Here is a 22,539-nt window from a genome sequence, read left to right as displayed (position 1 = left end):
GAAGTGCTCGCAGGTCTGTTCGTCGCGTTTGATGAAGCTAGAGCCATTGCCCGTCGAGGAGCACCACATGCCGAAGGACGGCGTTCTCGCAGGGTCTCTGCATCTTCATGTCTTGCCTCGGGCCTCGCCTGCTGGGCTGGGCCCTGCCCTGGCGATGAGCAGGGCTACGTCGTCGTGGTCGTCATCGTCACGCAGGGTGTGCAGGAGGAGGTCGCAGGTGGCGTCGATGGAGCGGTTGGGGTCGTCGAGGACGTTGAGGAGGGCGTCCAGGCGTGCGTCGATCGGCTGGTCGCGGGTCTCGATGAGGCCGTCGGTGTACAGGACGAGCTGATTCCCGGGCCCGAATCTGATCGTGGTGGAGTCGAAGGAGATGCCGCAGCCGCCCAAGGGCGCTCCGGTGGGTAGGTCGAGCAGCTCACGTGTGGCGTCCGGGCGGAGGAGCACGGGCGGCAGGTGTCCGGCAAGGGAGACGTGGCACTGCGCGGTGTGCGGATCGAAGACGGCGTAGACGCAGGTCGCGATGGTCTCGAGGTCGTCCGTGATGTGGTCGAGGTGGTGGAGGACCTCATCGGGGGGTAGATCGAGGTCGGCCAGCGTTCTGGTGGCGGTACGTAGCTGCCCCATGGCGGCAGCGGCTGTGACGCCGCTGCCCATGACGTCGCCGACGACGAGGGCGGTCTTGTCGCCGTTCAGGGGGATGACGTCGAACCAGTCGCCGCCGATCTCGATGGTGGCCTGGGCGGGGAGATAGCGGAAGGCGACATCGACACCGGGTCGTTGTCGAGGGGGGTGGGGCAGCAGGCTGCGTTGGAGGGTGAGGGCGGTACGTCGCTGTTCTTCCACGGCGTGGTGCCGGTCGGTGACATCGACGCTGGAGGTGGCCACGCCCAGCACTTTCCCGTTGGGGGATTCGAGCCGGTAGAACGAGATCGACCAGGCGTGATCGTTGTCCGGGTCGGCCGCCGTGCGGCCGACGATGTACTGGTCAACAATCGGTGTCCCGGACGCGAGGACTTCCCGCATGGCGCCTTCGAAGGACTTGTCCAGGTAGGGCACCACCTCGTGGACGTGGCGGCCGATGTGCTCGGCGGCCGGCACGCCGTTCATCCGTTCCTCGGCGGGGTTGACCGAGATATACCGAAGATCGGTGTCCAGCATGCCGAGCCCGATCGGTGACTGGGACACCAGCTGGGCGGACAGGGCCAGGTTCCGCTCCACCTGCCGTAGCGTCGCCTGATCCGTGGCCAGGCCCAGCGCCCAGTACTCGCGGTGGTCGTCCTGCAACCGCATGTTGCGGAACTCCACCATGCGCGTGCTGCCGTCCTTGTGCCGGACGGGAAAGACCCCGGCCCAGGCCTCGCCGCCCTGCATGACCCGGGCGAACAGCGCCAGCACCGTCTCGAGGTGCTCTTCGTCGATCAGTAGCCGGCCCGCGTACTGGCCCAGTGCCTCCTCGGCGCTGTAACCGAAGAGGATCTCGGCCTGCGGGCTCCAGAGATCGATCCGGCCCTCGGCGTTGAGGAGGACCGCGGCCACGTTCAGCACATCCAGCAGGCCGCCCGGCCTGGACGCAACCACACCCGCCGTGCCGGGATCGTCGCGGAAGGGTTCGGTCGCGCCCATACCTTCAGGCTCCTTCCCGCCGCAGATCAGGCTGCCGCCCTGCCAGGCTGACAGGTGTTGGCGCCAGTACCCGGCAATCCCATCGTCCTCCTCCACAGCCGACGCGTGCACACCAGCGTCGGCGAGGAGCGTGAGCCGGCTGGACGGCATCTCGCCGGGCTCGTCGGCGGGGCTGCAGTTCGCCAGCGGGCAGGCAGGCATGATCGGCGGACGGCCGGTCTACGTGGGCAGAGGCATGCCAACGTGTACGACCTTCTCGGAGCTGCGGGGCCCAGCTCTGAGCTGCAGGTCATTCACTCCTACGCCTTCCGGGCGAGTCCGCCGTGTTCGGCAACGACCTCCGCGGTGGGCAAGCCGGGCTCGGGTCGCCACTGCGTCACCGAGACGACACCAGGTGCGATGAGGTCCAAGCCGTCGAAGAACGTGGTGATCTCGTCGACCGTGCGCAGATTGTAAGGAACGGCGCCGCTGTCGTTGTAGGCGTCCTGGGCCTGCTCGAAGACCGGGTCGATGCCGCGGGACCCGTCGTTGATGGAGAGGTAGCTGCCCGAGGGCAGGGCACTCATCAGCCGGGTGACGATGGAGCGGGCCTGGTCGTAGTCGGCGACATGGCCCAGGATGTTGCTGAGGATGAGCGCGGTGGGGCGGCCGAAGTCCAGTGTCTCGGAGGCGGCGGCCAGGATGCGGTCCGGGTCCGTCACGTTGGCGTCGATGTAGGCGGTCGCACCCTCCTGGGTGGAGTAGAGCAGGGCGCGAGCGTGGGCAAGCACCATCGGATCATTGTCGACGTAGACGATCCGGGCCTCGGGGGCCAGTTGTTGGGCGACCTCGTGGGTGTTCTGGGCGGTTGGAAGACCGGTGCCTATGTCCAGGAACTGCCGGATGCCCGCCTCGGAGACCAGATACGAAATGTTACGGCGCAGGAAGGCCCGGCTGGAGCGGGCGATGGTGACGATGCCGGGGAAGACTGCGGTGTACGCATCGCCTGCTTCCTCGTCGACGGGGTAGTTGTCCTTGCCGCCGAGCCAGTAGTTCCAGATGCGGGCGGAGTGCGGCACCGAAGTATCGATGTTCTGGTGGTTCGTCGGTTCCGGCGTCGTCACAGGGTCGGTCATTAGTCGTGTCCGTTCTTGAACCGCAACATGGATGTTTCACGGCACAACCTACGTCCGAACGCCCCGTGCATCTGCAGCAGTTCACACTTTCCCGGGTGTTTCGGCAGCGGCCGTGATGCCGCCGAACCGCTTCTCCCCGAGAGGGAATCCTCAGTGCGGACGCCCGCCCGCTCCCCGCCCGGTACGACGCTGCCGCTGAACAGGCCGCGTTCTACCTGGTGGCGGCAGGCCCAGCCGCCACCGAGCTCACCTGCTCCTGTATGCCGCTACTGCTCAGTGGCGGCGAGACTCGCAGCGGGCACCCCTGCCTGGGCCTGCTCCGGCTGTGTGGTCATGGCCCTCAGCGTCTCGAAGGCGGCCGCGGTCGGGCTGGCCGGTTCAGCTTGATAGACCACCAGTTGCTGGTGCGAGGCCCCGTTGACGGTGAAAGCCGCGAACTTGATGTGCAAGTCTCCGACCTGGGGGTGTTTGAGATGCTTGCCCTCCTGGGACTTGCCCTTCACGTCGTGCATCCGCCAGATTTCGGCGAACTCCACGCTCTGGGCGGACAGTTCCGCTACGACTTCGGCGATGCGGACCGATTCGGGGTCGTGTCCGTACGCGGCCCTGATTTCGGCGACGCAGGAGTGCGCGGCTCGCTCCCATTCCTGGTAGAACTCGCGTCCTGCCGGGTCGACGAACATCATGCGGGCGAGGTTGTCGAACTTCTCGAACCCGCTGTGGAGGGCTGTGGCGAGGGAGCTGCCCGCCATGACGTCGAGGGCCGGGCTGACGACGAAGGCCGGAGTGTGCTCCCATCCGTCCATCAGCTGCAACAACTGCTGGCTGACATCTGTATTACCCCAGTCGCGCGGGCGCTGTGAGGCGGTGAGGCAGAGGCGGTTGAGATGGTCGGTGGCTTCCGCGCCCAGTTTCAGGGCCCGTGCCACGGCATCGAGGACCTGCGGCGACGGGCTGTTCTCGCGCCCCTGTTCCAGCCTGATGTAGTAATCGGAGCTGACCCCGGCGAGGAACGCGACTTCCTCTCTGCGTAGTCCCGGCACCCGGCGTCGGCCGTGTTCGGGAAGACCGACATCGTGTGGCTTGAGGGCTTCTCGGCGGGCTCTGAGGAAAGCACCCAAAGGCGTCCCACTGCTCATGTGGCAAGACTAGGCGTTTTGCGGCCGACCAGAACAAGCAGTCGCCGTAGAACGATGATGATGGGAAATGCCGGGGCGGCGGGGATGTTCAGGCGGCCGGGGTGTTCAGTACGTATGCGCGTGAGGCGTGCACCTCGCTGCGCAGGGCGTTCAGGTCGACGTCGAGGACGTGTCCGTCCCACTTGCGGGGCTCGCCGTTGATGAGAACGGCGCTGATGTTGCGGGCGTCGGAGCCCAGCACGATCGTGCCGATCGGGTCGTTGAGCGGCATGTTGTTGAGGTCCTCGGCATGGATGACCAGCAGGTCGGCCTTCTTGCCCGGAGTGAGTGAGCCGGTGACGCCGGCCAGGCCGTTGGTGTGGGCGCCCTGGAGGGTGGCGAAGTCCAGGACGTCGTGGGTGGTGATGCGCAAGGGATGACTGTCGGTGCCGTAGGCGGCGTGGACCGCGCGCATCCGCTGGATGGCGTGCAGGGTCCGCATCTGCGTGAACATGTCGCTGGCCAGGGCGACTTCGACGTCGATGCTCAGTCCGGGGCGGATGCCGACGGCGAGGGCCTCGTCGACGGCCGGTATCGCGGTCTCGAGGCCGATCTGTGCGTCGGAGGTGGGGGCGAGGGCCACGGTGGTACCGGTCCCTCCCATGGTCTTCCATGCCTCGGAGGTCAGTCCAGTCGAGTGGATGAGGGTGACGTCGGGGCTGAGGATGCCGTCCTTGGCCCAACGCAGGACCGCCTCGGAGGAGGACGTGCCGAAGACGGCGTCCACGCTCACACCGATGTCCAACTTCGCGGCGACACGGGCGAGTTCGGGACCGTAGGCGAGAACCGGGCTGGCGATCTCGTCGGTGGCCAGCGTCGCCAGGCGCAGCGTGAGCAACTGGTCGGTGCTGCTGAAGTACTGGTCCTTGAGGCGGGTCAGGTCGCCGGGCCACTGCCGGTCCCACTCGCCGAAGTGCGGTCCCATGGAGGCGTGTACGCCGCGGATGCCGGTGTCGACGAGGGCTTCGATGGCGGCGTCGGAGTGTTCGCCGGTGCGGGAGTTGTGGGAGAAGTCGAGCATCGTCGTGATGCCGCTGTCGATCGCGGTCAGGGCGGCCAGCCGGGTACCGATGTACATGTCCCGGGGCCGGTAGACGGTGGCGTATCCGGCCAGGGTGGACATGACGTAGCCGCCGAGGTCGTCGACGTCCGGCATGATCCGGCGCAACTGGGCCTGCCAGGCGTGCCGGTGGGTGTCGACGAATCCGGGGGAGAGGATCGTGCCGGTGGCGTCGACGACCACGGCACCGTCCGCGTCGAGGTGACGGCCGACGGCGGTGATCGTGTCGCCCTCGACGAGGAGGTCGCCGCCGTTGATGACGCCGAGGTCGGGGTCCATGGTGACGATGGTCGCGCCGGTGAACAGGATGCGCCGCCGGTCGGCCGGCCGACGCCGGAGTTCTTCGAGGACGGCGGCGCTGGTGGTGTCGTTGACGTTCATGAGAGGTCTTCTTTCGGTACGGCGGACAGAGCCGTGAGGATGGGCCGTGCGCTGGAGGGGGGTGGGGAGGGGAGCTTTCAGGGGGAGACTGAGATGCTCGAACGCCAGGCGAGAAGTCTCGAACGCCAGGCGGGAAGTGAGGCGCGCCGACCGGGAGGGTCAGCCGAGCTTCATGACGTAGCCCGCGTGGTGCAGTTCGTCGCCCTGGAACTCGCCGTAGGCCCAGAAGCCGAGGTCGTCCAGGTAGTCGATGCGGTTGCCGTCGATCCAGTACCGGCCCTGGTAGGAGTGCGGGCGCCCGCCCCGGGTCTCGTCGTAGCGGCCGTCGGCGGTGAGCTCTTGGTGCAGGAAGTCGTTCCTGTCGATCCAGATGCCGAGGCGCGGGCTGTCGGTCAGGTTCGCGGCAGCCGGGATGCCCGCCTCGGGGGCGGTGGACCGCCCCGGAACGTCGGTGCCGGACCACAGGACCGGCCGGCCGGCTGCGACGAGTGCGCGGACCTGCTCGGGCCGGGTCATGAGGGTGGCCACCGCGCCCGGCACGTCGGCGGCGAGCGAGTCGGGCACCACCAGGAACTCGGGGTTGTTGCCCGGGGTCAGCGTCGCGACGTACTCGGAGCGGTGGCCGCGCCCGCCGACCAGCGCGACGGTGTCCACGACAGCGGGGGCGATGGTCAGGCCGGTGCAGTCGACGACGATGGCGTTGTCGTCCGCCGCCGCGGTGATGATGCCTGGGCCGACCCCCACGAGCAGGGCGCCGACGAACAGGAGGTCGGCGCTGCTCATGGTCCCGATCAGCGGGTCCATCGTCAGGATGCGGGCGTTGGTGAAGAGGACGGGACGCCCCTTGTCATTCGACAGGATCTCCTCGAGGGCCTCGGGGTTCCAGCGCACGGTGCTGGTGTCGGTGCTGGTCATTGCATGCTCCTCAGCGGGATCGCCTCACCGGTTTCCCCGCCGCGCGACATGAGCGTCGGTGCAAGTCCGAGGCGCCGGTGCAAGTCCGAGGCGCCGGTGCAGGTCCGAGGTGAGAGTCCGGCGGCCGCAGTGGCCGCCTGACCACCAGGTTCGTCGCGCGGTGGCGCCGGAACCAGGCCGCCCTGTCCCTAGGTGTCGGACACCCACGATCCGTCCCGCCGTCCACGCCAAAGGGGCCTGGAACCGGGTCGCGCCGGCGCCGCACGGCACCGTGGGCCCCGTCGTTCGGGATGCTGGGTGCGCGACTCCCAGGAAGCCCTCCCCTGGGGAGACCGCGGCCTGGTTGCCCCCGGCCGCGGTGGCGATCGTAGAGCCGTGACCAGCAACGACACGTCCCCCGACCCGCACCCCTACGTCGGCATGTGGGTGACCGCGGACGGCTTCATCCGCCAGGAACTCCTGCCCGACGGCCGCTACGACGAAGCCCGCGGAAACCGGCGCAGCGCCTATACCGGCAGCTACACCGTCATCGGCAACCACATCGATTACGTCGACGACACCGGCTTCACCGCCACCGGCGACGTCCGTGACGGCGTTCTCTTCCACGAGCACCTGGTGCTCTATCGCGAGGGCGACGAGCACACTCGGCGGAAAGCTCGACCGTAGCGAAGATCCACGTGCAGGGAGCCGTACTGGTTTCGACCTCGTCGCGCGATCAGCCGAGGTCACCGTCGGCAACCGGCTCGTTCCCTTGCGTTCGTGACTGCGGGGGCTTTTCCCGGGCGGGCGAGCCGTCCGGATGGCTGTCCGACACAACGCTGGAGGCTTGCGCGTCCGACTGCGGCGACTCTGTGTGCATCGCGGCCGACCGTTCGGCGCGACTGTTCCGATTCCTGCGCGAGTGGGCCCGGACGGCCCCGAACAGAGCTCTGGCAGGTGAGCCGGGCATTGGGCGCAGTCGCGGCCCGTGCGCTGACGTCTTGAGCCGGGGGCCCGGCTGCCGATTCGCTCGTAGATTGGAGATGCAGGCGGTCGCGCTCGCAGCCTTGGGAGATCGCCGGATGACATCGGAGATTGAGTTCACGGCGTTTTTCGACGCCACACCAAGCCCGTACCTGGTGCTGGACACGGACCTGGTGATCCGCTACGTCAATCAGGCTTACCTGCAGGCCACCGGGCGGTCACGGAGCGAGCTGGTCGGGAAGTACTTCTTCGACGCCCTGCCGGAAAACCCCCATGCCCCCAAGGAAGCGCAGCTGAACCTGAAGGCATCACTGCGCCGGGTCCTCGAGACCGGGAAACCGGAGACCTTGGTGCTCCAGCGGTACGACATCCCCGCCCTCCAGCATCCGGGCGAATTCGAAGAGCGCTGGTGGTCGGAGATCCACACCCCGATTGCCGGGTCCGACGGCAGGGTGAAGTGGATCGTTCAACGGGCAGAAGACGTGACCGTCTTCGTCCGGTCACGCCGGGCACGCGCGCTCACTGCGGGCTTCACCGAACGGGAGAAGGGCATGGCGGCCGAGCTGTTCGCTCGGGCCCGCGAACTGCACCACCTGAATGAGGAACTGCGCCAGGCCCACGCCCGCGAACGGCAGGTCGCGGTCACCTTGCAGGAAGCCATGCTCTCCGCCCCCGACCTGGACCACCACACCGAAAACATCGCGGTCCGCTACCTGCCGGCGAGCACCTCACTGAACGTGTGCGGCGACTGGTACGACGTCGTCGACCTGCCACCCGACCGCTACTCCGCCGCGGTCGGAGACGTTGTCGGCCACGGCCTGCACGCCGCCGCCGTCATGGGGATGCTCCGCAGCGCCCTGAGCGCGGTCATCCGCACCACTCCCAGCCCCGCCCAGGCCCTGGAAGTCCTCGGTCTGTACGCCCGCTCCCTGGACGGCGCGACGGCGGCAACCGCGGTCAAGGTACTGATCGACACCCGCAGCAGGCTCATCATCTACAGCAACGCCGGGCACCCGCCACCCGTCCTGCTGCACTCCGACGACACCTGCGAACTCCTGGACCAAGCCACCGATCCACCGCTCGGCGCCCGTGAGCACCATGTCCCCCGCCCCCAGGCCGGCCTGGCCTACAACGTGGGGGACACCCTCGTGCTGTACACGGACGGCCTCATCGAGCGCCGCGACGAGGACATCGACGCCAGCCTGACCCGCCTGACGACGGCCCTGGCCCAGGTCAGTTCCCTCACCCCTGACGAGCTCGCCGACGAACTGCTGACCCGCCTCGGCGTTGCAAAGGGTGCTCCCGACGACATCGCCCTCATCGTCATCCGCCTATGACTCTGTGCTTGAGCTGACGGTGTTGCAGCGCGGGCGCGTCGGAGGCAGAAAACCGTAGGCGATTCGATTCTCACTGCGGAGCGGGCGCGTTCACGACGTTCGGCAACCAGGACGTCCCGGGTGGCGGGTGTTGGCGTCGCGCCACCGGAGGAACGTGTGGAAGGCAGGGTCTGCACGATGTGGCTGAGCAGTTGGACAGCACGAATGATGTCTGCGCCGTGAACTGCCCGCCGAACAGTAGCCGTTGCTCGTCCTGGCCCCTCCGGCTTTGGTGCTGGAGGTCACCCCCTGGCGGCACCGGCTCCCGCACCGGATGGCGTGCCGCCCAGCCCCGGGATCAGCACCGCCGCCACCGCCAGGTGCATCAGGGCGAGGGAGGCCCGGGTACCGCCGTCCAGACCGTCGCCGATGAACGGCAAGAAGGACACGGCCAGTACGGCGCCGGCCACCCCGGTCCAGATGGCGCGGGCGCGCCGCGCCCCGAACCGTTCCAGGGCGGCCAGCAGTCCCCAGCCGGAGAGTGACGCGAGCAGCGCGACGACCGCAATGGGCACGGCGCCGATGTCGAGCGTCTGCTCGCCGTCGGAGATCCGCAGCCGGTGCCCCAGCAGGGGGTCCGCGACCAGCCACACCAGGACGGGGGCCAGGACGGCCAAGGCCGTAGCCCCCAGGCGCCTTCTCCGCGCGCTCACTTGGCGCCCCCCGAGAGCGCCCCGTGCAGGAAGACCTCCACCAGCTCCTGCGGGGTCAGGTCCGGCTCGTCCTCCGTACGCGGCTGGGTGAAGAGCAGCCCGAAGAACAGAGCCGCGATCTGCTCCGGCGGCCGACGCAGGGCGGCCTTCTCGGGCTCCAGCAGCTCCGCGAGGGCCGCGCGGATACGGGTCGTCGACTCGTCGCGGCCCGCGCCGCGCACCGTGCCGGGGTGCTTGCCGCCGCGATGCCCCAGCGAGCCGAGGATCGCGCCCATCCTGGACATGTGCGCCTGCAGCGCCTCGGCCGCCTCCGCGAGCCGGTCGGGCAGCGGCTGGAACAGGTCGATCGCGTCGAGTTCGCGGACCGCGTGCTCGGGGGAGAGCGCCTCGGCCACGCAGGCCTGCAGCAGCTCGTCCTTGTCGGCGAAGACCCGGAAGATCGTGCCCTCGCCGATGCCCGCGGCGCGGGCGATCTTCGCGGTCGTCACCGCGGCGCCGTACTCGGCGATCAGCGGGATCGCGGACTGGATGATCATTTCGCGGCGCTGCTCCGGCGACATGGCGGGGGCGCGGCGGCGGGTGGTTGGGTTCTCCTTATGTGCCGTCATGACTGCGAGCGTACGGAGTGAGTGCTCACTCCGTCAATGAGTGAGCACTCACTCCGATCGCCTCTCCTGCACTCGGCTGCTTGTTGATGGCGCCTCATCACGCCACAACTACGGCGTTGCAGCGTGCCTCCGTCTTCGGGCAGTGAGCGGTGAGGCGCCCGACAGTCGGGTACATCAATTGGGATTGATGTATTTTGGTGGCATGAGGCCCTCGGAACCTGCCGCCCCGGCGTTCGTGCAGCTGGCCGCCCACCCGCTGCGGTGGAAGCTGCTGACCGAGCTGGCCGGGGGCGACTACCGGGTTCGTGAACTGGTGGAGCGGGTCGGCCAGCCGCAGAACCTGGTCTCGTATCATCTGCGGCTGCTGCGCGGCGGCGGGCTGGTCACCGCCCGCCGCAGCAGCTTCGACGCCCGCGACAGCTATTACCACCTGGACCTGCAGCAATGCGCACACGCGCTCGCCGGCGCCGGCACCGCCCTGCACCCGGCGCTGGGCTTCGCCCCGACCCCACCGCCACGACTCTCGCAGCCACCGCCGAGACGACCCGCCGTCCTGTTCGCCTGTACGGGCAACAGTGCTCGCTCACCGATCGCCGAGGCGCTGCTGCGCCACCGCACCGACGGTCAGGTGGAGGTGACCAGCGCCGGCAGCCACCCCAAAACCCGGATCCATAACGACGCCGTACAGGTCCTGCGTGAGCGGCACGAAATCGACATCTCAGGGCAGCGTCCGCGGCACCTGGACACCCTGCTCGGCCGGCGCTTCGACTACGTGATCAGCCTGTGCGACAAGGTCCGCGAGGTCTGCCCCGACTTCGGCGACCAGTCACGGCTGGTCCACTGGAGCATCCCCGACCCCGCCGCAGCCAGTGGCCCCGGCCCGGTCGGCTACCCCGCGTTCGTTCGCACAGCAGCAGAGATCGACACGCGCATCCGCTATCTGCTGCCGCTGCTCATCCCCACGCCACAGGAGGTTCAGCCGTGACCACCCCCGACCAGTTCGCCAGCGTCCGCTACCTCGTCGACGACGTCCAGGCGGCCATCGACTTCTACACCAACCACCTGGGCTTCACCCTCCGCAGCCACCCCGCCCCCGCCTTCGCCGACGTGATTCGCGGTCCGCTACGGCTGCTGCTGTCCGGCCCGACCACTTCGGGTGCCCGCGCCACCCCCGGCGACCTCGGGGCTGGGGGCAATCGCATCCACCTGATCGTCGACGACCTCGACACCGAGGTCGACCGGCTGCGTAGCGCCGGACTCACCTTCCGCAGCGATGTGGTTTCGGGCCCAGGCGGGCGCCAGATCCTGCTCACCGACCCCGCCGGCAACCTGATCGAACTGTTTGAACCCGCCCACTGAGAAGAGGGCGTTCACACTCGCCGCAATCTGGATTCCACCCGCAGGCCGACGGGCATCGAAACTGCTCAGCACCCGGGCGGCCGATCATTTGCAGCGTCGCGTCCGGGACGGCAGCTGCATCCGAGCGTTGCTCGTCCCGCCCGGCAACACTCGGCTGATCATGAACATCTTGTTGCAAGCCGTCTCGCTTCCCATTCGGGCGCCAATACTTGGCAGGCGATCGAAGGGCCGGGGGCGACGGTGGACTGGACAGTGCTGGGAGGGCTGGTCGCCGGCCTGCTGATCGCGACCGTAACCGCCCCGGTCGGCGTGTCCGGCGCGGTGTTCCTCCTGCCCATCCAGCTGAGCGTCTTCGGCGTGCCCAACCCGGCCGTCAGCGCGACCAACCTGCTGTTCAACGTCGTCGCCGGGCCCGGTGCCCTGTGGCGCTTTCGCCGCGACGGCGCCCTGCACGGCGACCTCGCCCGGCGCTTGGTGCTGGGCTCACTGCCCGGCGTCGTCCTCGGCGCTGCCATCCGCGTCTTCGCCCTGCCGGGCCCGGAGGTTTTCCGGCTCCTGATCGCTACCCTGCTGCTGCCGCTGGGTCTGTGGCTGTGCCTACGCGCCCTCGCCCCGGCACATCACCGGCCGCCCTCCGCCGGAGAGTTGGCGCCTCGCACGCTCACCGGTCTCGCACTGGCGGTCGGCGTGCTCGGGGGCATCTATGGCATCGGCGGCGGTTCGCTGCTCGGCCCGATCCTCGTCGGGAGCGGTCTGCCCGTCGCACGCGTCGCCCCGGCTGCGCTCGCCGCTACCTTCGCCACCTCGCTTGTCGGCGCCGCCGCTTACGCGCTGCTGTCACTCGTGAGCTCCGGAGAGGTCGCCCCCGACTGGTGGCTGGGCCTCGCCTGCGGCATCGGCGGACTGATCGGCGGTAACCTCGGGGCCCGCCTCCAACCCCGACTGCCTGAACGAGCCCTACGGCTTCTACTCGGCACCCTCGCCACAGCCCTCGGCGCCCTGTACGCCGCCCAGACCCTCAACTGAGCCCACGCCAGTAGGGAACTACGACGGCGAGAAACCCTGCCCATAACTTCGGCTCGCCAGCCCATCCCCCGGGGCATAGCGGGCGCAGGCACAGGCATGGCCAGCATCGTTCGGGCAGGCTTCAACTCACCCGTCATGCCTTCCACCGGACGACTGCGCCGACACCGCCGGTCCCTGGCGGCCCGTACGTCACCGGCCAGGACGCCCACACCCCCCGTGCCCGTCGCCCTCGCCACCGTCCAGTCGGGCGCTGCCCATCGGCCGCGCACCTGATGCGCAGGCACCATGGTGGAGTTCACCGCGATATCCCAGTCGATGGCACCTGCTGCGTCGGCCGACCACGGCCGGTGGCGTTCAGGATCGTTTTCCATGGCCCGGACCCACCGGGCAGGTCGCGTCAAGTCACCTTGCGGCCATGTCTGGGACAACGACACAACAGCCGGACAGTCGCCTGATCGGACGGGCGGCTCCTAGTCGACGCCGGGCGCGTTGCTCTTCTTGCTCCGCGCATCGGCGACGGCGTACGGCAGTCCGGGAAGGAGGAGTGCCGGAGCCACCCACAGTGGCAATGTGAACAGCGCCCTGTCGCCGACCAGCCACTGGGAGAGCAGCACTGCGCCCAAGCCGGCGACAAGGGCGACCGCCAGACTCTTACCGAGCCCCAGGCGGCCGCGCCGCAGTTCCCAGGCGACGGTGACCGATGCGACGACGGCCCAGAAGGCGATCTCGTCAACGCTCACGACCCGTTCGGTGGTCCACCGGACCAGACACGTGGCCAGCAGCAGGCAGCCGATCACGAAGCAGACCATCGCGGCCGTGCGCAGCAGCCGGCGGGGGAGCGGAGCGCGGGCCCGCGCCCAGGACGCGGCGAACTCCTTGACGTCGTCGCCCACGACATCCTGGGGCCTGCGGCCTGCGGCCACCGCGTCCTCCAGATGAGCGGAGAGCTCGTCGAGCATCTCCCGGACGGATCCGTCGTCGATGCCCCGGTACTCCCAGTTGCTGCGGCAGACCGCGAGTACCTGTTGGTTCGTCATGGTGCGCTGATCCGTCATGGTGCGCTTCCCCCCGTGGGTTCGTTGTCGGTCAGGATCCGCCCCACACGCCCGCTGAAGGCGTGCCACACGGCCCGGCCGCTGGTCAGTTCGGTACGTCCCGCTTCGGTCAGGCGGTAGTACTTACGTGGGGCGCCACCGCTGGCCGACGGGGCGCTGTACGAGGAGATGAGTCCCTCGCGCTCCATCCGGGCGAGCAACGGATAGATGCTGCCCTCGCTCACGAGATCGAGCCCGCTGTCGGCGAGTGCCGTCACGAACTCAAAGCCGTAGCGCGGCCGTTCGGCGATCAGTGACAGCAGGCACAGATCGAGCACTCCGCGCAGCATCTGACTACGACGCTGGTCACCGTTGGCGGGCCGCCCCTTTGTCATGCGGTACAAGATAGTCAGGCATTGCCATGCGTCGCAAGATACTTGCAGTGCATGGCAATGACTCCGAACGCGCAGGTGCGAACGCGGACGGCGGCCTCTTGGTCCACAACAGGTCGCCCGGCCGGGCAGCTTGGCCGGGCCGCTCGGCCACGTCCGCGGCCGCACGGCCTGCACCGACCCGGAGCTCGCCCGATGTGTCCTGTCGACTTATCTCCGGGCCAGCGTGCGAGTCCGGCCGCGACGGTGGTGGCGAGGATCCAGCCGGCGAGGGCGACAGCCGTAGCCCGAAGTCAGTGCGAGAACCCGGGGAGTTCGGTGGTTCCGGTCGTCGACGGGTGGGTGTGCGCGGCCTCGAGGAGTCTTGCTGCGCCGCGGACGGCGGCGGTGTGCGGGGCGGCGACGGGCTTGATGGGGGCGTGCAGCCGCGCGGTGAGGGGGTAGGTGATGTCGGGGCGCAGCGCGCCTCCGCCGGCCAGGAGTACACCTCGCTGCAGGGCGTCGAGCGTCTGCGCGGTGTGGTCCTCCTCCAGCATGGTGGTCACCATCGCGGTGACCGCGTCGGCAATCTGCGTGGGCGGGGTGAGGCTGTCCAGGTCGCTGGTGCCCAGGACGGCGTGGCGGGCATCGGTCACGGTGCCGTCGGCCAGCAGGACGACCTCGGTGATGTCGGCGCCGATGTCCACCACGAGCAGCGGCCGGGTCAGATCGGCACCGGCGGCCGTGGCCACGGCTCGCGCGGAGGGGACGGTCAGCACGGTGTGTGGCCTTAGGGGCTCCAGTGCGGTGCGGGCCTCCTTCCGGAAGGTGACTCCACCCAGGACGGGCGTGGTCAGGACGATCAGGCGACTGCCGAAGCGAGGCAGGAGGTGGCCGAGCAAGCGGTCGAGCATCCGGGCGGTGGCGGGGGTGTCGACGATGGTGCCGCGCAGGACAGGGTGGATCGTGCCGTCGCCGGGCAATGTCACCGTGGGCACGTCGAGGACTGTTCGGCGGCCGGACACCCAGGCGCGCGTTCGGGCACTTCCGAGGTCGAGGGCGATGCCGGAACGCTGTCGGTACAAGGGCCAGGCGCGGTTCGGGCCGGTCGCGGCACGGGGTCGGGCTGATGTCGTCATCGTCCGGCCTCTCTGACTTGCTGGCAGCGGGCGCAGTAGCGGGCCTGCGGCACGATCATCAGACGCTCGGGGGCAATGGGCCTGCGGCACAGGTGGCAGGTGCCGTAGCTGCCCTGATCCATCCGCGTCAGGGCCGCTTCCACGTCGGCGAGCACCATGCGGGCGGAGGCGGCGAGCTTGACGTGCACTTCGAGCTGAGAAGCGGCCCGCCGGTCGAGCAGCGCCTCGGTGCGGCTCGTGGCGGGGACTGTCAGTTGCTGGAGCTGTTCCTGGCGGAACAGACGCTGCTCGTGCAGGTTCTCGCGCAGCGCGGCAAGGTCCTCGACCGACAGGGTCGTGTCGCGGCCGCTGATGATCTGCTGGTTCACCACTTCACCCCTCGGGCAGGGCGGGAGACGGAGACTGGGTGGGCGGTTGGGTCAGGCGGCATTGCGCTGGCAGGAGACGCAGAACCGTGTGTAGGGCAGGATCTCCAGGCGCTCGACCGGGACGGGTGCGGAGCAGCCCAGGCAGATTCCGTAGCTGCCGTCGTCGACACGGGCAAAGGCAGCCTCGATCTCCTTGAGGACCCGTTCAATCGTGTCCTTCTGTACGGCCATCAGCTGCTCCGTCGCGTCAGGCCCGGCCTCGTCCATGGCCTGTAGCTGCGTCAGCCGGGAGCCTCGTTCGTGCTCCAGGCGTTGGCGGGCCTCGTGCGCCGTCAGACGCTCGGGACGGGTTGCGGTGCGGGGCGTATCGAGCGACATGGTGGGTCCTTACCTCGAAAAGGCGGATGGCGCGGATGGCGTACTCAAGCGGTTGGGGGAGCCGAGGTGTCGGGGGATCACGGTTGGTGGTCATGCCCCCACCGTGGCCGATACGCCGCGTGAAACCCATCGGGCGCGATACCCATCTGCGGCAGAGACCGGCCCCACCGCGCCGTATGCACGCCGGGGTGCGGAAATGGGCATTGGAGCCCATCGACGGATCCAGCTGGGCGGGGCAGGCTGGCAGCAGGCCGGTCGGAGCAGTGGCCGCAGCTCAAGCTCGGGGAACGCGGTGACCGACAAGACGGACAGAGCCGTGTCACGAAAAGGAAGGCGTCATCCCGGTGTCCCTGTTTTGGCGGATCTTCGCTCTCAACGCCGTGGTGCTGGGAGGCGCGACCGCGCTGCTGCTGTGGGCTCCGGTCACGGTTTCCGTACCGGTGCTGCTGACCGAGGCGATCATCCTCGTAGCCGGCCTGGCTGTCATGCTGATCGCCAACGCGGCCCTGCTGCGCATCGGGCTCGCCCCCCTGGACCGGCTCACCCGGTTGATGACCACCGTCGACCTTCTGCGCCCCGGGCAGCGGCTGCCGGAGCACGGCCGCGGTGAGACCGCCGAGCTGATCCGCACCTTCAACGCCATGCTGGAGAGGCTTGAGCATGAGCGGGCCGCGAGCAGCGCCCGCGCACTGCTCGCGCAGGAGGCCGAGCGGCGCCGCATCGCCCAGGAACTCCACGACGAGGTCGGCCAGAGCATGACCGCGGTCCTGCTGACGCTGAAACGGGCAGCGGACGACGCTGATGAGCCCTTGCGCGGTGAGCTCCAGCAGGCTCAGGAGATCACCCGGGAGAGCCTGGGCGAGGTCCGCCGCCTGGTGCGCAGGCTGCGGCCGGGCGTACTGGATGATCTCGGCCTGGTCAGCGCCCTCACCTCGCTGACCACCGAGTTCGCCACCCACACCGGGCTGCGCGTGGTGCGCCACTTCGATGTCGGCCTGCCCGAACTGGATCAGGAAACCGAACTGGTGCTGTACCGCGTCGCTCAGGAGGCCCTGACGAACGTGGCCCGCCACGCCGAGGCCGACCGGGTGGAGGTGAGCCTGAGCCACACCGACGGCACGGTGGTGCTGGCCGTTGCGGACGACGGCCGAGGGACAGGAGTCTCACGGGAGGGCGCGGGGCTCCGCGGGATGCGCGAGCGGGCTCTGCTCATCGGGGCCACGCTGGATGTCACCTCCCAGCCGGCGGCCGGCACGCAGGTCCGGCTGACCGTGCCCGTTCCCAGGAAGCAGCCATGACCCCAACCGACACGCCCGTGATCCGGATTCTCCTCGCCGACGACCACGCGCTGGTGCGGCGCGGAGTGCGGCTCATCCTGGATCAGGAGCCGGACCTTCAGGTCGTCGCCGAGGCCGGCGACGGCGCCGAGGCGATCGCATTGGCCCGCACCCACGAGGTCGACCTGGCCGTGCTGGACATCGCCATGCCCCGGATGACCGGCCTGCAGGCCGCCCGCGAACTGATCGCGCTGAAGCCGGACCTGCGCGTGCTGATGCTGACCATGCACGACAACGAGCAGTACTTCTTCCAGGCGCTCAAGGCAGGCGCCAGCGGATACGTGCTGAAGTCCGTGGCCGACCGCGACCTGGTCGCCGCCTGCCGGGCGGCCACGCGTGACGAGCCCTTCCTCTACCCGGGTGCGGTCACCGCCCTCGTCCGCAACTACCTCGACCGCGTCCGCCAGGGCGAGGAAGCTCCCGACCAGGTGCTGACGCCCCGGGAAGAGGAAGTGCTCAAGCTCGTTGCCGAGGGCCACTCGTCGAAGGAGATCGCCGAGATGCTCTTCATCAGCATCAAGACCGTCCACCGGCACAGGGCGAACCTGCTGCACAAGCTAGGCCTGCGGGACCGTCTGGAACTCACCCGCTATGCCATCCGCGCCGGCCTCATCGAGCCCTGACGCGGTTCGCTCTTCTGAACTGCCTCAAGGTTCCGGCTGCCACTCCCCAGCCGGGACCTTGAGGTACCCGACAGCCCCGCGTTCACCGAGGGATCACCAAACCAAGAAGGGGGCGGCGCATGGCACGGTCCTTGCAAGCCGTCCCCCGCGCGGGCGGCCTCGGCCCAGCCGCGGTGATCGCTGTCCTCCTGGCCCTCCTCGCTGCGGTGGTCAGCCCGCCGGCGCAGGGCACCCCTGACTTCACCGACAGCACGGCCCTGACTCATGGAGCTGCACACGCCGCGGGCGAACCCTACGCAGACGATGGGCACTTCGCTGTCTGCAACGCGCTGGTCCGAGGCCATCGCGACATCCCCGACGAGCGTCTTGCACCGCCGGTCACCACCACCCGCGCCTCGTACTGCAGGGCTTACAGCCCGCCGCGGTCCGCACACACGTCCCTGCCGACGGCGAACCGGCCGGCATCTCCGCACCTGACAAGCCGTCACCAAGGGCGGGCACCACCTCCGGCCTCAGGCACCTGAACCTCTCCCAACTTCCTCGTCACCGCTGCCACTGTCCTGGCCGTGGTGCGCCTGCCGGAGGCCCACTTTGACCCGCGCCCTACGCATCCGAGGGCTGCTCGCCCTCGCTGCTCTCGCCCTGTCGCTGTACGTCGCCCTCACCGTCCCTGTCCACCTCGGACTCGATCTGCGCGGTGGCTCACAGATCGTGCTGGAGACCCGCCCCACCGACACCGCTGACGCCGACAGCGAAGCCACCGAACGAACCCTGGAGGTGCTGCGCGGCCGCATCGACGCGCTCGGCGTCGCCGAACCCACCCTCGCCCGCTCCGGCGACAACCGGATCGTCGTCGAACTGCCCGGCGTACAGGACCCGGCCGAGGCCGCGGACCTGCTCGGCCGCACCGCCCAGCTCACCTTCCACCGCGTCGTCGGCACGGCCACCAATGCCGACGACACCGCCGAACCGCTGCCCAAACGGCCCCGCCAGCAAGTTCTGGCCGACGAGTCCGGCCAATTGCTGCGTCTTGAAGCAGCCTCGCTGACCGGCAAGGACGTCAAGGAGGCAGCCGCCCGGTTCGACCAGCAGAGCGCTGCCGGATGGCAGGTCGCCGTCGACTTCGAGGGTTCCGGCAGCGACGGCTGGGCCCGCCTGACCGGCCAGGCCGCCTGCCACCCTGCAGGGGATCCATCCCGCCGGGTCGCCATCGTCCTGGACAACAAGATCATCTCCTCGCCGCAGGTCGACCCCTCGGTCGGATGCGGCTCCGGCATCAGCGGCGGCACCACCCAGATCACCGGATCCTTCACCGACGACGAGGCCAAGGAACTGGCCCTGCTCATCAACGGCGGTGCTCTGCCCGTACCCGTCGAAACGGTCGAACAGCGCACCGTCGGCCCCACCCTGGGCGCGCAGGCCATCACCGCCAGCGCCTGGGCCGCCGCCGCGGGCACCACGCTGACCGCGCTGTTCATCATCGTGATCTACCGGCTCATGGGAGCTCTGGCCACCATGGCGCTGGCCTGCTACGGCCTGATCTCCTACGCCGCCCTGGCCGCCCTGGGTGCCACCCTCACCCTGCCGGGTCTCGCCGGGTTCGTTCTGGCCATCGGCATGGCCGTCGACGCCAACGTCCTCGTCTTCGAACGCGCCCGCGAAGAGTACGCCTCCCGCAACCGGCCCAGCCCGCGCTCATCCCTGACCGCGGGATTCCGCGGCGCCTTCAGCGCGATCGCCGACTCCAACGTCACCACCCTCATCGCCGCCGGCCTGCTGTTCTTCCTCGCTTCCGGGCCCGTGCGCGGCTTCGGTGTCACCCTGGGCATCGGCGTCCTCGCCTCCATGTTCAGCGCCCTGGTCATCACCCGCGCCCTTGCCGAGTACGCCGCCTCCCGGCGTTGGCTGCGCCGCCGCCCACGCCTCACCGGCATCGCCCACACCGGTGCGGTCCGCGACCGCCTCACCCGCACCAACCCCCATCTGATGCGCAGCCCCCGGCGCTGGCTGGCCGCCTCCGCCACCGTCCTGGTCCTGGCCGCCTCCGGAATCGCCGCACGCGGCCTTGACTTCGGCATTGAATTCACCGGAGGCCGCCTCATCGAATACACCACCGCGAGCCCCGTCGACCCCGACCGCGCCCGCACCGTCCTGGCCGACGCCGGGTTCCCCCGCGCCGTCGTCCAGACATCCGGCGACACCCAGCTCACCGTCCGCACCGACCAGTTGACGAACGCGCAAGCGGCCACCGTCACCCAAACCATCGGCGCCCTCGCCGGTGACGTCGACAAGCTCCGCGACGAAGCCATCGGCCCCAGCCTCGGCAAGGAACTGCGCCAGGGTGCTCTGATCGCTCTCGCAGTCGCGCTGGGCGCTCAACTGCTGTACCTCGCGGCACGTTTCCGCTGGCTGTTCGGCACCTCTGCGGTGGCTGCCCTCGCCCACGACGTGGTGATCCTCACCGGCATCTTCGCCTGGCTGGGAAAACCCATCGACGGAGTCTTCCTCGCCGCGCTGCTCACCGTCATCGGTTACTCGGTCAACGACTCCGTCGTCGTATTCGACCGCATCAGGGACCTGAGCCGACGCGACCACAAGGCACCCTTCGCAGCCATCGCCAACCGCGCTCTCCTGCAGACCCTGCCCCGCACCATCAACACGGGCATGGGAGCCGCCTTCATCCTCACAGCCCTGGCCGTCCTCGGCGGCGACTCCCTCACCGACTTCGCCCTCGCCCTGCTCATCGGCCTCGCCGTAGGCACCTACTCCTCCATGTTCACCGCCACACCCCTCGCCATCGAACTCCACAAACGCGCAGGCCACCGAGGCCGTAACCCATGACCTGCGCACGGTGGGGTCCGTACGCCCCCTCCGAAATGGGTACTGCGCCCGATGGTGAAGCCGCGCGGCTGCGTGTGACGGTGGTGTAGAGCCCAACCTGCCGGTTCCCGCAAGGAGGGAGTCATGCCCCACCCCGGTACCGACCCTCTGCACGACGAAACCCGTACGCGGCCAAGCGGCCCTCATGCCGCCCGCAGTCCGAGAAGCGGGCTTCAGCCGCGCGAGGACCGGCGACGACGAGGCCGGGCCTGGGCCCTGCTGACGCTCTCCGTGGCGATGCTGATCACGGGCGTGACGCTGCCGCAGGGTCTGCTCCTCGCGGCGGGCCTGGTCACGGCCGGCATGGCGACATATCTACTCGTGCCGCCTCATGGCCCGGATCGCCCCGGCCTGTTCTCCCCCACGTCGGCCCGTCACGAAAGCGACCACACTCGATGACGGCCCGGCACCACAAAACAGAGGACTGGTCCCGGTGCGCAATCGACTCGGCCGGTGTCCGGGCGGTCCCCGGTCCCCTTTGACCGCCCGGGCGCCGGCCGAGTCTTTCTCGTCATCGCAAGCCATCTGTGCGGTATGTCGGCTGACGAGCCGTTACCTCTGGCCGCACCGCTCTTTACATCGATGTAACGACCGTGGTGCCATAGACAGCCGCCAGCTCATGTTGCGCTGTCCGCAAGCCAAGCCACTTCGAGAGATGTGGGGAGTCGCCGATGCGCGCTCGTCCTGTCACCCCCTTGGTGACCGCCCTTTTAGCCCTGCTCGTCAGCCTGATCTGGGTACCGCAGGCCGCCACTGCCACTGCCACGGACCGTACGGCGGACGGGGCGCCGGTAGCCGCGGCAGCGGGAACCTTCCGCAATCCACTCAACACAGGACCCGACCCGTTCATGACGTACGCGAACGGGGCCTACCACCTCACCACCACTCAGGGCGACAGCATCAAGATGTGGCGTTCCTCCTCGCTGAGCACATTGCTCGCGGGCGACCCGATCACGGTGTGGAAAGACAGCGACGCCTCACGCAACCAGCACATCTGGGCAGCCGAGTTCTACCGCTTCAACAACCGCTGGTACATGTACTACACGGCCGATGACGGAGTGGACGACCACCACCGGTTGTACGTCCTTGAATCGCAGGCCGACGACCCGGCGGGGCCGTATCACTTCAAGGCGAAGCTCACCCCGCCCAACCACACCAACGACTTCGCCATCGACCCGGGGATCCTCCAGCACAACGGCAAGCTCTACCTCGCCTACAGCGGCATCAACGCCTACCAGCACAACGGCCTGAACATCGCGCCGATGTCGAACCCGTACACCGTCTCCGGCAACGCCATTGCCCTTGACGGGGCCGGAGGATGCCCCGAGGTCCGTGAGGGCCCCGAGTTCCTGTATCGCAACGGTCGCACCTGGATGACGTACTCGGCGTGCGACACCGGCAAGCCCGACTACCAGGTGTGGATGATGTCCCTGCCGAATGGCGCCGACCCTCTGGTGCCCGGCAACTGGACCCAGCACAGCGGGCCCGTCTTCTCGCGCAACGACGCCAGGGGCGTGTTCGGTCCCGGTCACCACTCCTTCTTCCGTTCTCCCGACGGAACGGAGGACTGGATCATCTACCACGCGAAGACCACGTCGGACTTCACCTACACCAACCGCACGACCCGGGCCCAGAAGATCGGCTGGCGTGCCGACGGCAGCCCGGACCTCGGCTCCCCGCTCGCCCTGGGCGCCACACAGGACCTGCCCGCCGGCGACCCCGGGTCGGGCAATTACTGGATCAACGATGACGGCCGTTCCAGTGGCAGCGGCACAGTGACTTACCAGGGTGCCTGGAACTCGGGCACGGGCTGCGCGGCGCAGTGCTTCTGGAGCGACGATCACTGGAGTGATCGGGCCGGCAACACCGCGACGTTCACTTTCACCGGCACCAGGATCGCGCTGCTGTCCGTGAAGGACACAGGCAACGGAATCGCGGCCATCCGCATCGACGGCGGTGCCGAACAACGCGTCGACTTCTACGGAGCGATCCGCACCGGTGAGACAGTTCAGTACCTCAGTCCACGCCTGCCGTACGGCGCGCACACATTGCAGGTCCGCGTCACCGGGGAACGTAATTCCTCCTCCGCGGCGGCGTTCGTGAGCGTGGACCGCGCCGAGGTCTACACCGACTGACAGTCCACGTACCGGGG

Annotated in this window: 22 protein-coding genes; 10 read left to right on the top strand and 12 right to left on the bottom strand. The window is 68.9% G+C overall.

Going from position 1 to position 22,539, the window contains the following annotated elements:
* Window positions 1-105: 105 nt before the first annotated feature.
* The 5 genes from ACZ7M7_RS15695 to ACZ7M7_RS15675 form a co-directional block, all read right to left on the bottom strand.
* A complete protein-coding gene (locus tag ACZ7M7_RS15695; RefSeq protein ID WP_472116798.1) occupies window positions 106-1,623 on the bottom strand; it encodes a SpoIIE family protein phosphatase in 1,518 nt (505 codons plus the stop codon).
* 299 nt (window positions 1,624-1,922) lie between these two features.
* Window positions 1,923-2,738, bottom strand: a complete 816-nt coding sequence (locus ACZ7M7_RS15690; protein WP_472116795.1) for an SAM-dependent methyltransferase — start codon at window positions 2,736-2,738, stop codon at window positions 1,923-1,925.
* A 266-nt stretch (window positions 2,739-3,004) separates the two neighbouring features.
* Window positions 3,005-3,877 carry a helix-turn-helix transcriptional regulator gene (locus ACZ7M7_RS15685; RefSeq protein ID WP_472116792.1) on the bottom strand — a complete coding sequence of 291 codons (873 nt, stop codon included), beginning with the start codon at window positions 3,875-3,877 and terminating at the stop codon, window positions 3,005-3,007.
* An 88-nt stretch (window positions 3,878-3,965) separates the two neighbouring features.
* Window positions 3,966-5,357 (bottom strand): amidohydrolase family protein, encoded by a 1,392-nt coding sequence (locus ACZ7M7_RS15680; RefSeq protein WP_472116789.1) that lies wholly within the window; start codon window positions 5,355-5,357, stop codon window positions 3,966-3,968.
* Window positions 5,358-5,516: 159 nt separating this feature from the next.
* Window positions 5,517-6,272, bottom strand: a complete 756-nt coding sequence (locus ACZ7M7_RS15675; protein WP_472116786.1) for an Atu4866 domain-containing protein — start codon at window positions 6,270-6,272, stop codon at window positions 5,517-5,519.
* Window positions 6,273-6,647: 375 nt separating this feature from the next.
* On the opposite strand from ACZ7M7_RS15675, the gene ACZ7M7_RS15670 reads away from it, so the two are divergent.
* Together ACZ7M7_RS15670 and ACZ7M7_RS15665 are read left to right on the top strand one after the other, a co-directional pair.
* Window positions 6,648-6,938 carry an Atu4866 domain-containing protein gene (locus ACZ7M7_RS15670; RefSeq protein ID WP_472116783.1) on the top strand — a complete coding sequence of 97 codons (291 nt, stop codon included), beginning with the start codon at window positions 6,648-6,650 and terminating at the stop codon, window positions 6,936-6,938.
* A gap of 395 nt (window positions 6,939-7,333) precedes the next feature.
* Complete coding sequence (locus ACZ7M7_RS15665; protein WP_472116780.1) at window positions 7,334-8,572, top strand: SpoIIE family protein phosphatase; 1,239 nt, start codon at window positions 7,334-7,336, stop codon at window positions 8,570-8,572.
* Window positions 8,573-8,853: 281 nt separating this feature from the next.
* Here the strand turns inward: ACZ7M7_RS15665 and ACZ7M7_RS15660 are convergent, their stop codons facing one another.
* Both ACZ7M7_RS15660 and ACZ7M7_RS15655 read right to left on the bottom strand, forming a co-directional pair.
* Entirely contained in the window at window positions 8,854-9,264 is a 411-nt protein-coding gene (locus tag ACZ7M7_RS15660; protein ID WP_472116777.1) for a DUF6069 family protein, read from the bottom strand.
* Window positions 9,261-9,872 carry a TetR/AcrR family transcriptional regulator gene (locus tag ACZ7M7_RS15655; RefSeq protein WP_472116774.1) on the bottom strand — a complete coding sequence of 204 codons (612 nt, stop codon included), beginning with the start codon at window positions 9,870-9,872 and terminating at the stop codon, window positions 9,261-9,263. The genes ACZ7M7_RS15660 and ACZ7M7_RS15655 overlap by 4 nt, the downstream gene beginning before the upstream one ends.
* A 202-nt stretch (window positions 9,873-10,074) precedes the next feature.
* Between ACZ7M7_RS15655 and ACZ7M7_RS15650 the strand changes: the two genes are divergently transcribed.
* The 3 genes from ACZ7M7_RS15650 to ACZ7M7_RS15640 all read left to right on the top strand — a co-directional run bounded on the left by ACZ7M7_RS15650 (window position 10,075) and on the right by ACZ7M7_RS15640 (window position 12,257).
* Window positions 10,075-10,857: an arsenate reductase/protein-tyrosine-phosphatase family protein gene (locus tag ACZ7M7_RS15650; RefSeq protein ID WP_472116771.1), complete on the top strand. Its 783-nt coding sequence runs from the start codon at window positions 10,075-10,077 to the stop codon at window positions 10,855-10,857.
* Window positions 10,854-11,231, top strand: a complete 378-nt coding sequence (locus tag ACZ7M7_RS15645; protein WP_472116768.1) for a VOC family protein — start codon at window positions 10,854-10,856, stop codon at window positions 11,229-11,231. The genes ACZ7M7_RS15650 and ACZ7M7_RS15645 overlap by 4 nt, the downstream gene beginning before the upstream one ends.
* A gap of 240 nt (window positions 11,232-11,471) precedes the next feature.
* Entirely contained in the window at window positions 11,472-12,257 is a 786-nt protein-coding gene (locus tag ACZ7M7_RS15640; RefSeq protein ID WP_472116765.1) for a TSUP family transporter, read from the top strand.
* Window positions 12,258-12,727: 470 nt separating this feature from the next.
* Here ACZ7M7_RS15640 and ACZ7M7_RS15635 read toward each other — a convergent pair whose 3' ends face one another.
* The 5 genes from ACZ7M7_RS15635 to ACZ7M7_RS15615 all read right to left on the bottom strand — a co-directional run bounded on the left by ACZ7M7_RS15635 (window position 12,728) and on the right by ACZ7M7_RS15615 (window position 15,547).
* Window positions 12,728-13,294 (bottom strand): hypothetical protein, encoded by a 567-nt coding sequence (locus ACZ7M7_RS15635; RefSeq protein ID WP_472116762.1) that lies wholly within the window; start codon window positions 13,292-13,294, stop codon window positions 12,728-12,730.
* Between the two features lie 14 nt (window positions 13,295-13,308).
* Window positions 13,309-13,686 carry a PadR family transcriptional regulator gene (locus ACZ7M7_RS15630; RefSeq protein WP_383612202.1) on the bottom strand — a complete coding sequence of 126 codons (378 nt, stop codon included), beginning with the start codon at window positions 13,684-13,686 and terminating at the stop codon, window positions 13,309-13,311.
* 290 nt (window positions 13,687-13,976) lie between these two features.
* Window positions 13,977-14,801, bottom strand: coding sequence for a hypothetical protein (locus tag ACZ7M7_RS15625; protein WP_383627881.1), 825 nt, complete (start codon window positions 14,799-14,801; stop codon window positions 13,977-13,979).
* A complete protein-coding gene (locus tag ACZ7M7_RS15620) occupies window positions 14,798-15,172 on the bottom strand; it encodes a TraR/DksA family transcriptional regulator (protein WP_383612207.1) in 375 nt (124 codons plus the stop codon). Before ACZ7M7_RS15620 ends, ACZ7M7_RS15625 begins: the two co-directional genes overlap by 4 nt.
* Window positions 15,173-15,220: 48 nt before the next feature.
* Window positions 15,221-15,547: a TraR/DksA C4-type zinc finger protein gene (locus tag ACZ7M7_RS15615; protein WP_383612210.1), complete on the bottom strand. Its 327-nt coding sequence runs from the start codon at window positions 15,545-15,547 to the stop codon at window positions 15,221-15,223.
* A gap of 344 nt (window positions 15,548-15,891) precedes the next feature.
* Between ACZ7M7_RS15615 and ACZ7M7_RS15610 the strand changes: the two genes are divergently transcribed.
* The 5 genes from ACZ7M7_RS15610 to ACZ7M7_RS15590 all read left to right on the top strand — a co-directional run bounded on the left by ACZ7M7_RS15610 (window position 15,892) and on the right by ACZ7M7_RS15590 (window position 22,522).
* Window positions 15,892-16,845, top strand: a complete 954-nt coding sequence (locus ACZ7M7_RS15610; RefSeq protein ID WP_472116757.1) for a HAMP domain-containing sensor histidine kinase — start codon at window positions 15,892-15,894, stop codon at window positions 16,843-16,845.
* Window positions 16,842-17,507: a response regulator gene (locus ACZ7M7_RS15605; RefSeq protein ID WP_472116753.1), complete on the top strand. Its 666-nt coding sequence runs from the start codon at window positions 16,842-16,844 to the stop codon at window positions 17,505-17,507. Before ACZ7M7_RS15610 ends, ACZ7M7_RS15605 begins: the two co-directional genes overlap by 4 nt.
* A gap of 591 nt (window positions 17,508-18,098) precedes the next feature.
* Window positions 18,099-20,348, top strand: coding sequence for a protein translocase subunit SecD (secD, locus tag ACZ7M7_RS15600; protein ID WP_472116750.1), 2,250 nt, complete (start codon window positions 18,099-18,101; stop codon window positions 20,346-20,348).
* A 123-nt stretch (window positions 20,349-20,471) separates the two neighbouring features.
* Complete coding sequence (locus tag ACZ7M7_RS15595) at window positions 20,472-20,786, top strand: DUF3040 domain-containing protein (protein ID WP_472116747.1); 315 nt, start codon at window positions 20,472-20,474, stop codon at window positions 20,784-20,786.
* A 272-nt stretch (window positions 20,787-21,058) separates the two neighbouring features.
* The gene (locus ACZ7M7_RS15590; RefSeq protein ID WP_472116744.1) at window positions 21,059-22,522 is read left to right on the top strand and encodes a glycoside hydrolase family 43 protein; all 1,464 of its coding nucleotides are present in this window, start codon (window positions 21,059-21,061) and stop codon (window positions 22,520-22,522) included.
* Window positions 22,523-22,539 lie beyond the last annotated feature (17 nt).

It is taken from the genome of Streptomyces sp. NPDC111606, assembly GCF_055656945.1.
This window is presented reverse-complemented; position numbering and strand designations above follow the sequence as displayed.

Excerpts from the sequence above, each read along its gene's own strand:
- ACZ7M7_RS15675 (WP_472116786.1), bottom strand. The coding sequence starts at position 6,272 with ATGACCAGCACCGACACCAGCACCGTGCGCTGGAACCCCGAGGCCCTC.
- ACZ7M7_RS15695 (WP_472116798.1), bottom strand. The coding sequence starts at position 1,623 with ATGGGCGCGACCGAACCCTTCCGCGACGATCCCGGCACGGCGGGTGTG.
- ACZ7M7_RS15680 (WP_472116789.1), bottom strand. The coding sequence starts at position 5,357 with ATGAACGTCAACGACACCACCAGCGCCGCCGTCCTCGAAGAACTCCGG.
- ACZ7M7_RS15595 (WP_472116747.1), top strand. The coding sequence starts at position 20,472 with ATGCCCCACCCCGGTACCGACCCTCTGCACGACGAAACCCGTACGCGG.
- ACZ7M7_RS15665 (WP_472116780.1), top strand. The coding sequence starts at position 7,334 with ATGACATCGGAGATTGAGTTCACGGCGTTTTTCGACGCCACACCAAGC.
- ACZ7M7_RS15650 (WP_472116771.1), top strand. The coding sequence starts at position 10,075 with ATGAGGCCCTCGGAACCTGCCGCCCCGGCGTTCGTGCAGCTGGCCGCC.
- ACZ7M7_RS15605 (WP_472116753.1), top strand. The coding sequence starts at position 16,842 with ATGACCCCAACCGACACGCCCGTGATCCGGATTCTCCTCGCCGACGAC.
- ACZ7M7_RS15690 (WP_472116795.1), bottom strand. The coding sequence starts at position 2,738 with ATGACCGACCCTGTGACGACGCCGGAACCGACGAACCACCAGAACATC.
- ACZ7M7_RS15655 (WP_472116774.1), bottom strand. The coding sequence starts at position 9,872 with ATGACGGCACATAAGGAGAACCCAACCACCCGCCGCCGCGCCCCCGCC.
- ACZ7M7_RS15635 (WP_472116762.1), bottom strand. The coding sequence starts at position 13,294 with ATGACGAACCAACAGGTACTCGCGGTCTGCCGCAGCAACTGGGAGTAC.
- ACZ7M7_RS15630 (WP_383612202.1), bottom strand. The coding sequence starts at position 13,686 with ATGACAAAGGGGCGGCCCGCCAACGGTGACCAGCGTCGTAGTCAGATG.
- ACZ7M7_RS15685 (WP_472116792.1), bottom strand. The coding sequence starts at position 3,877 with ATGAGCAGTGGGACGCCTTTGGGTGCTTTCCTCAGAGCCCGCCGAGAA.
- ACZ7M7_RS15625 (WP_383627881.1), bottom strand. The coding sequence starts at position 14,801 with ATGACGACATCAGCCCGACCCCGTGCCGCGACCGGCCCGAACCGCGCC.
- ACZ7M7_RS15615 (WP_383612210.1), bottom strand. The coding sequence starts at position 15,547 with ATGTCGCTCGATACGCCCCGCACCGCAACCCGTCCCGAGCGTCTGACG.
- ACZ7M7_RS15590 (WP_472116744.1), top strand. The coding sequence starts at position 21,059 with ATGCGCGCTCGTCCTGTCACCCCCTTGGTGACCGCCCTTTTAGCCCTG.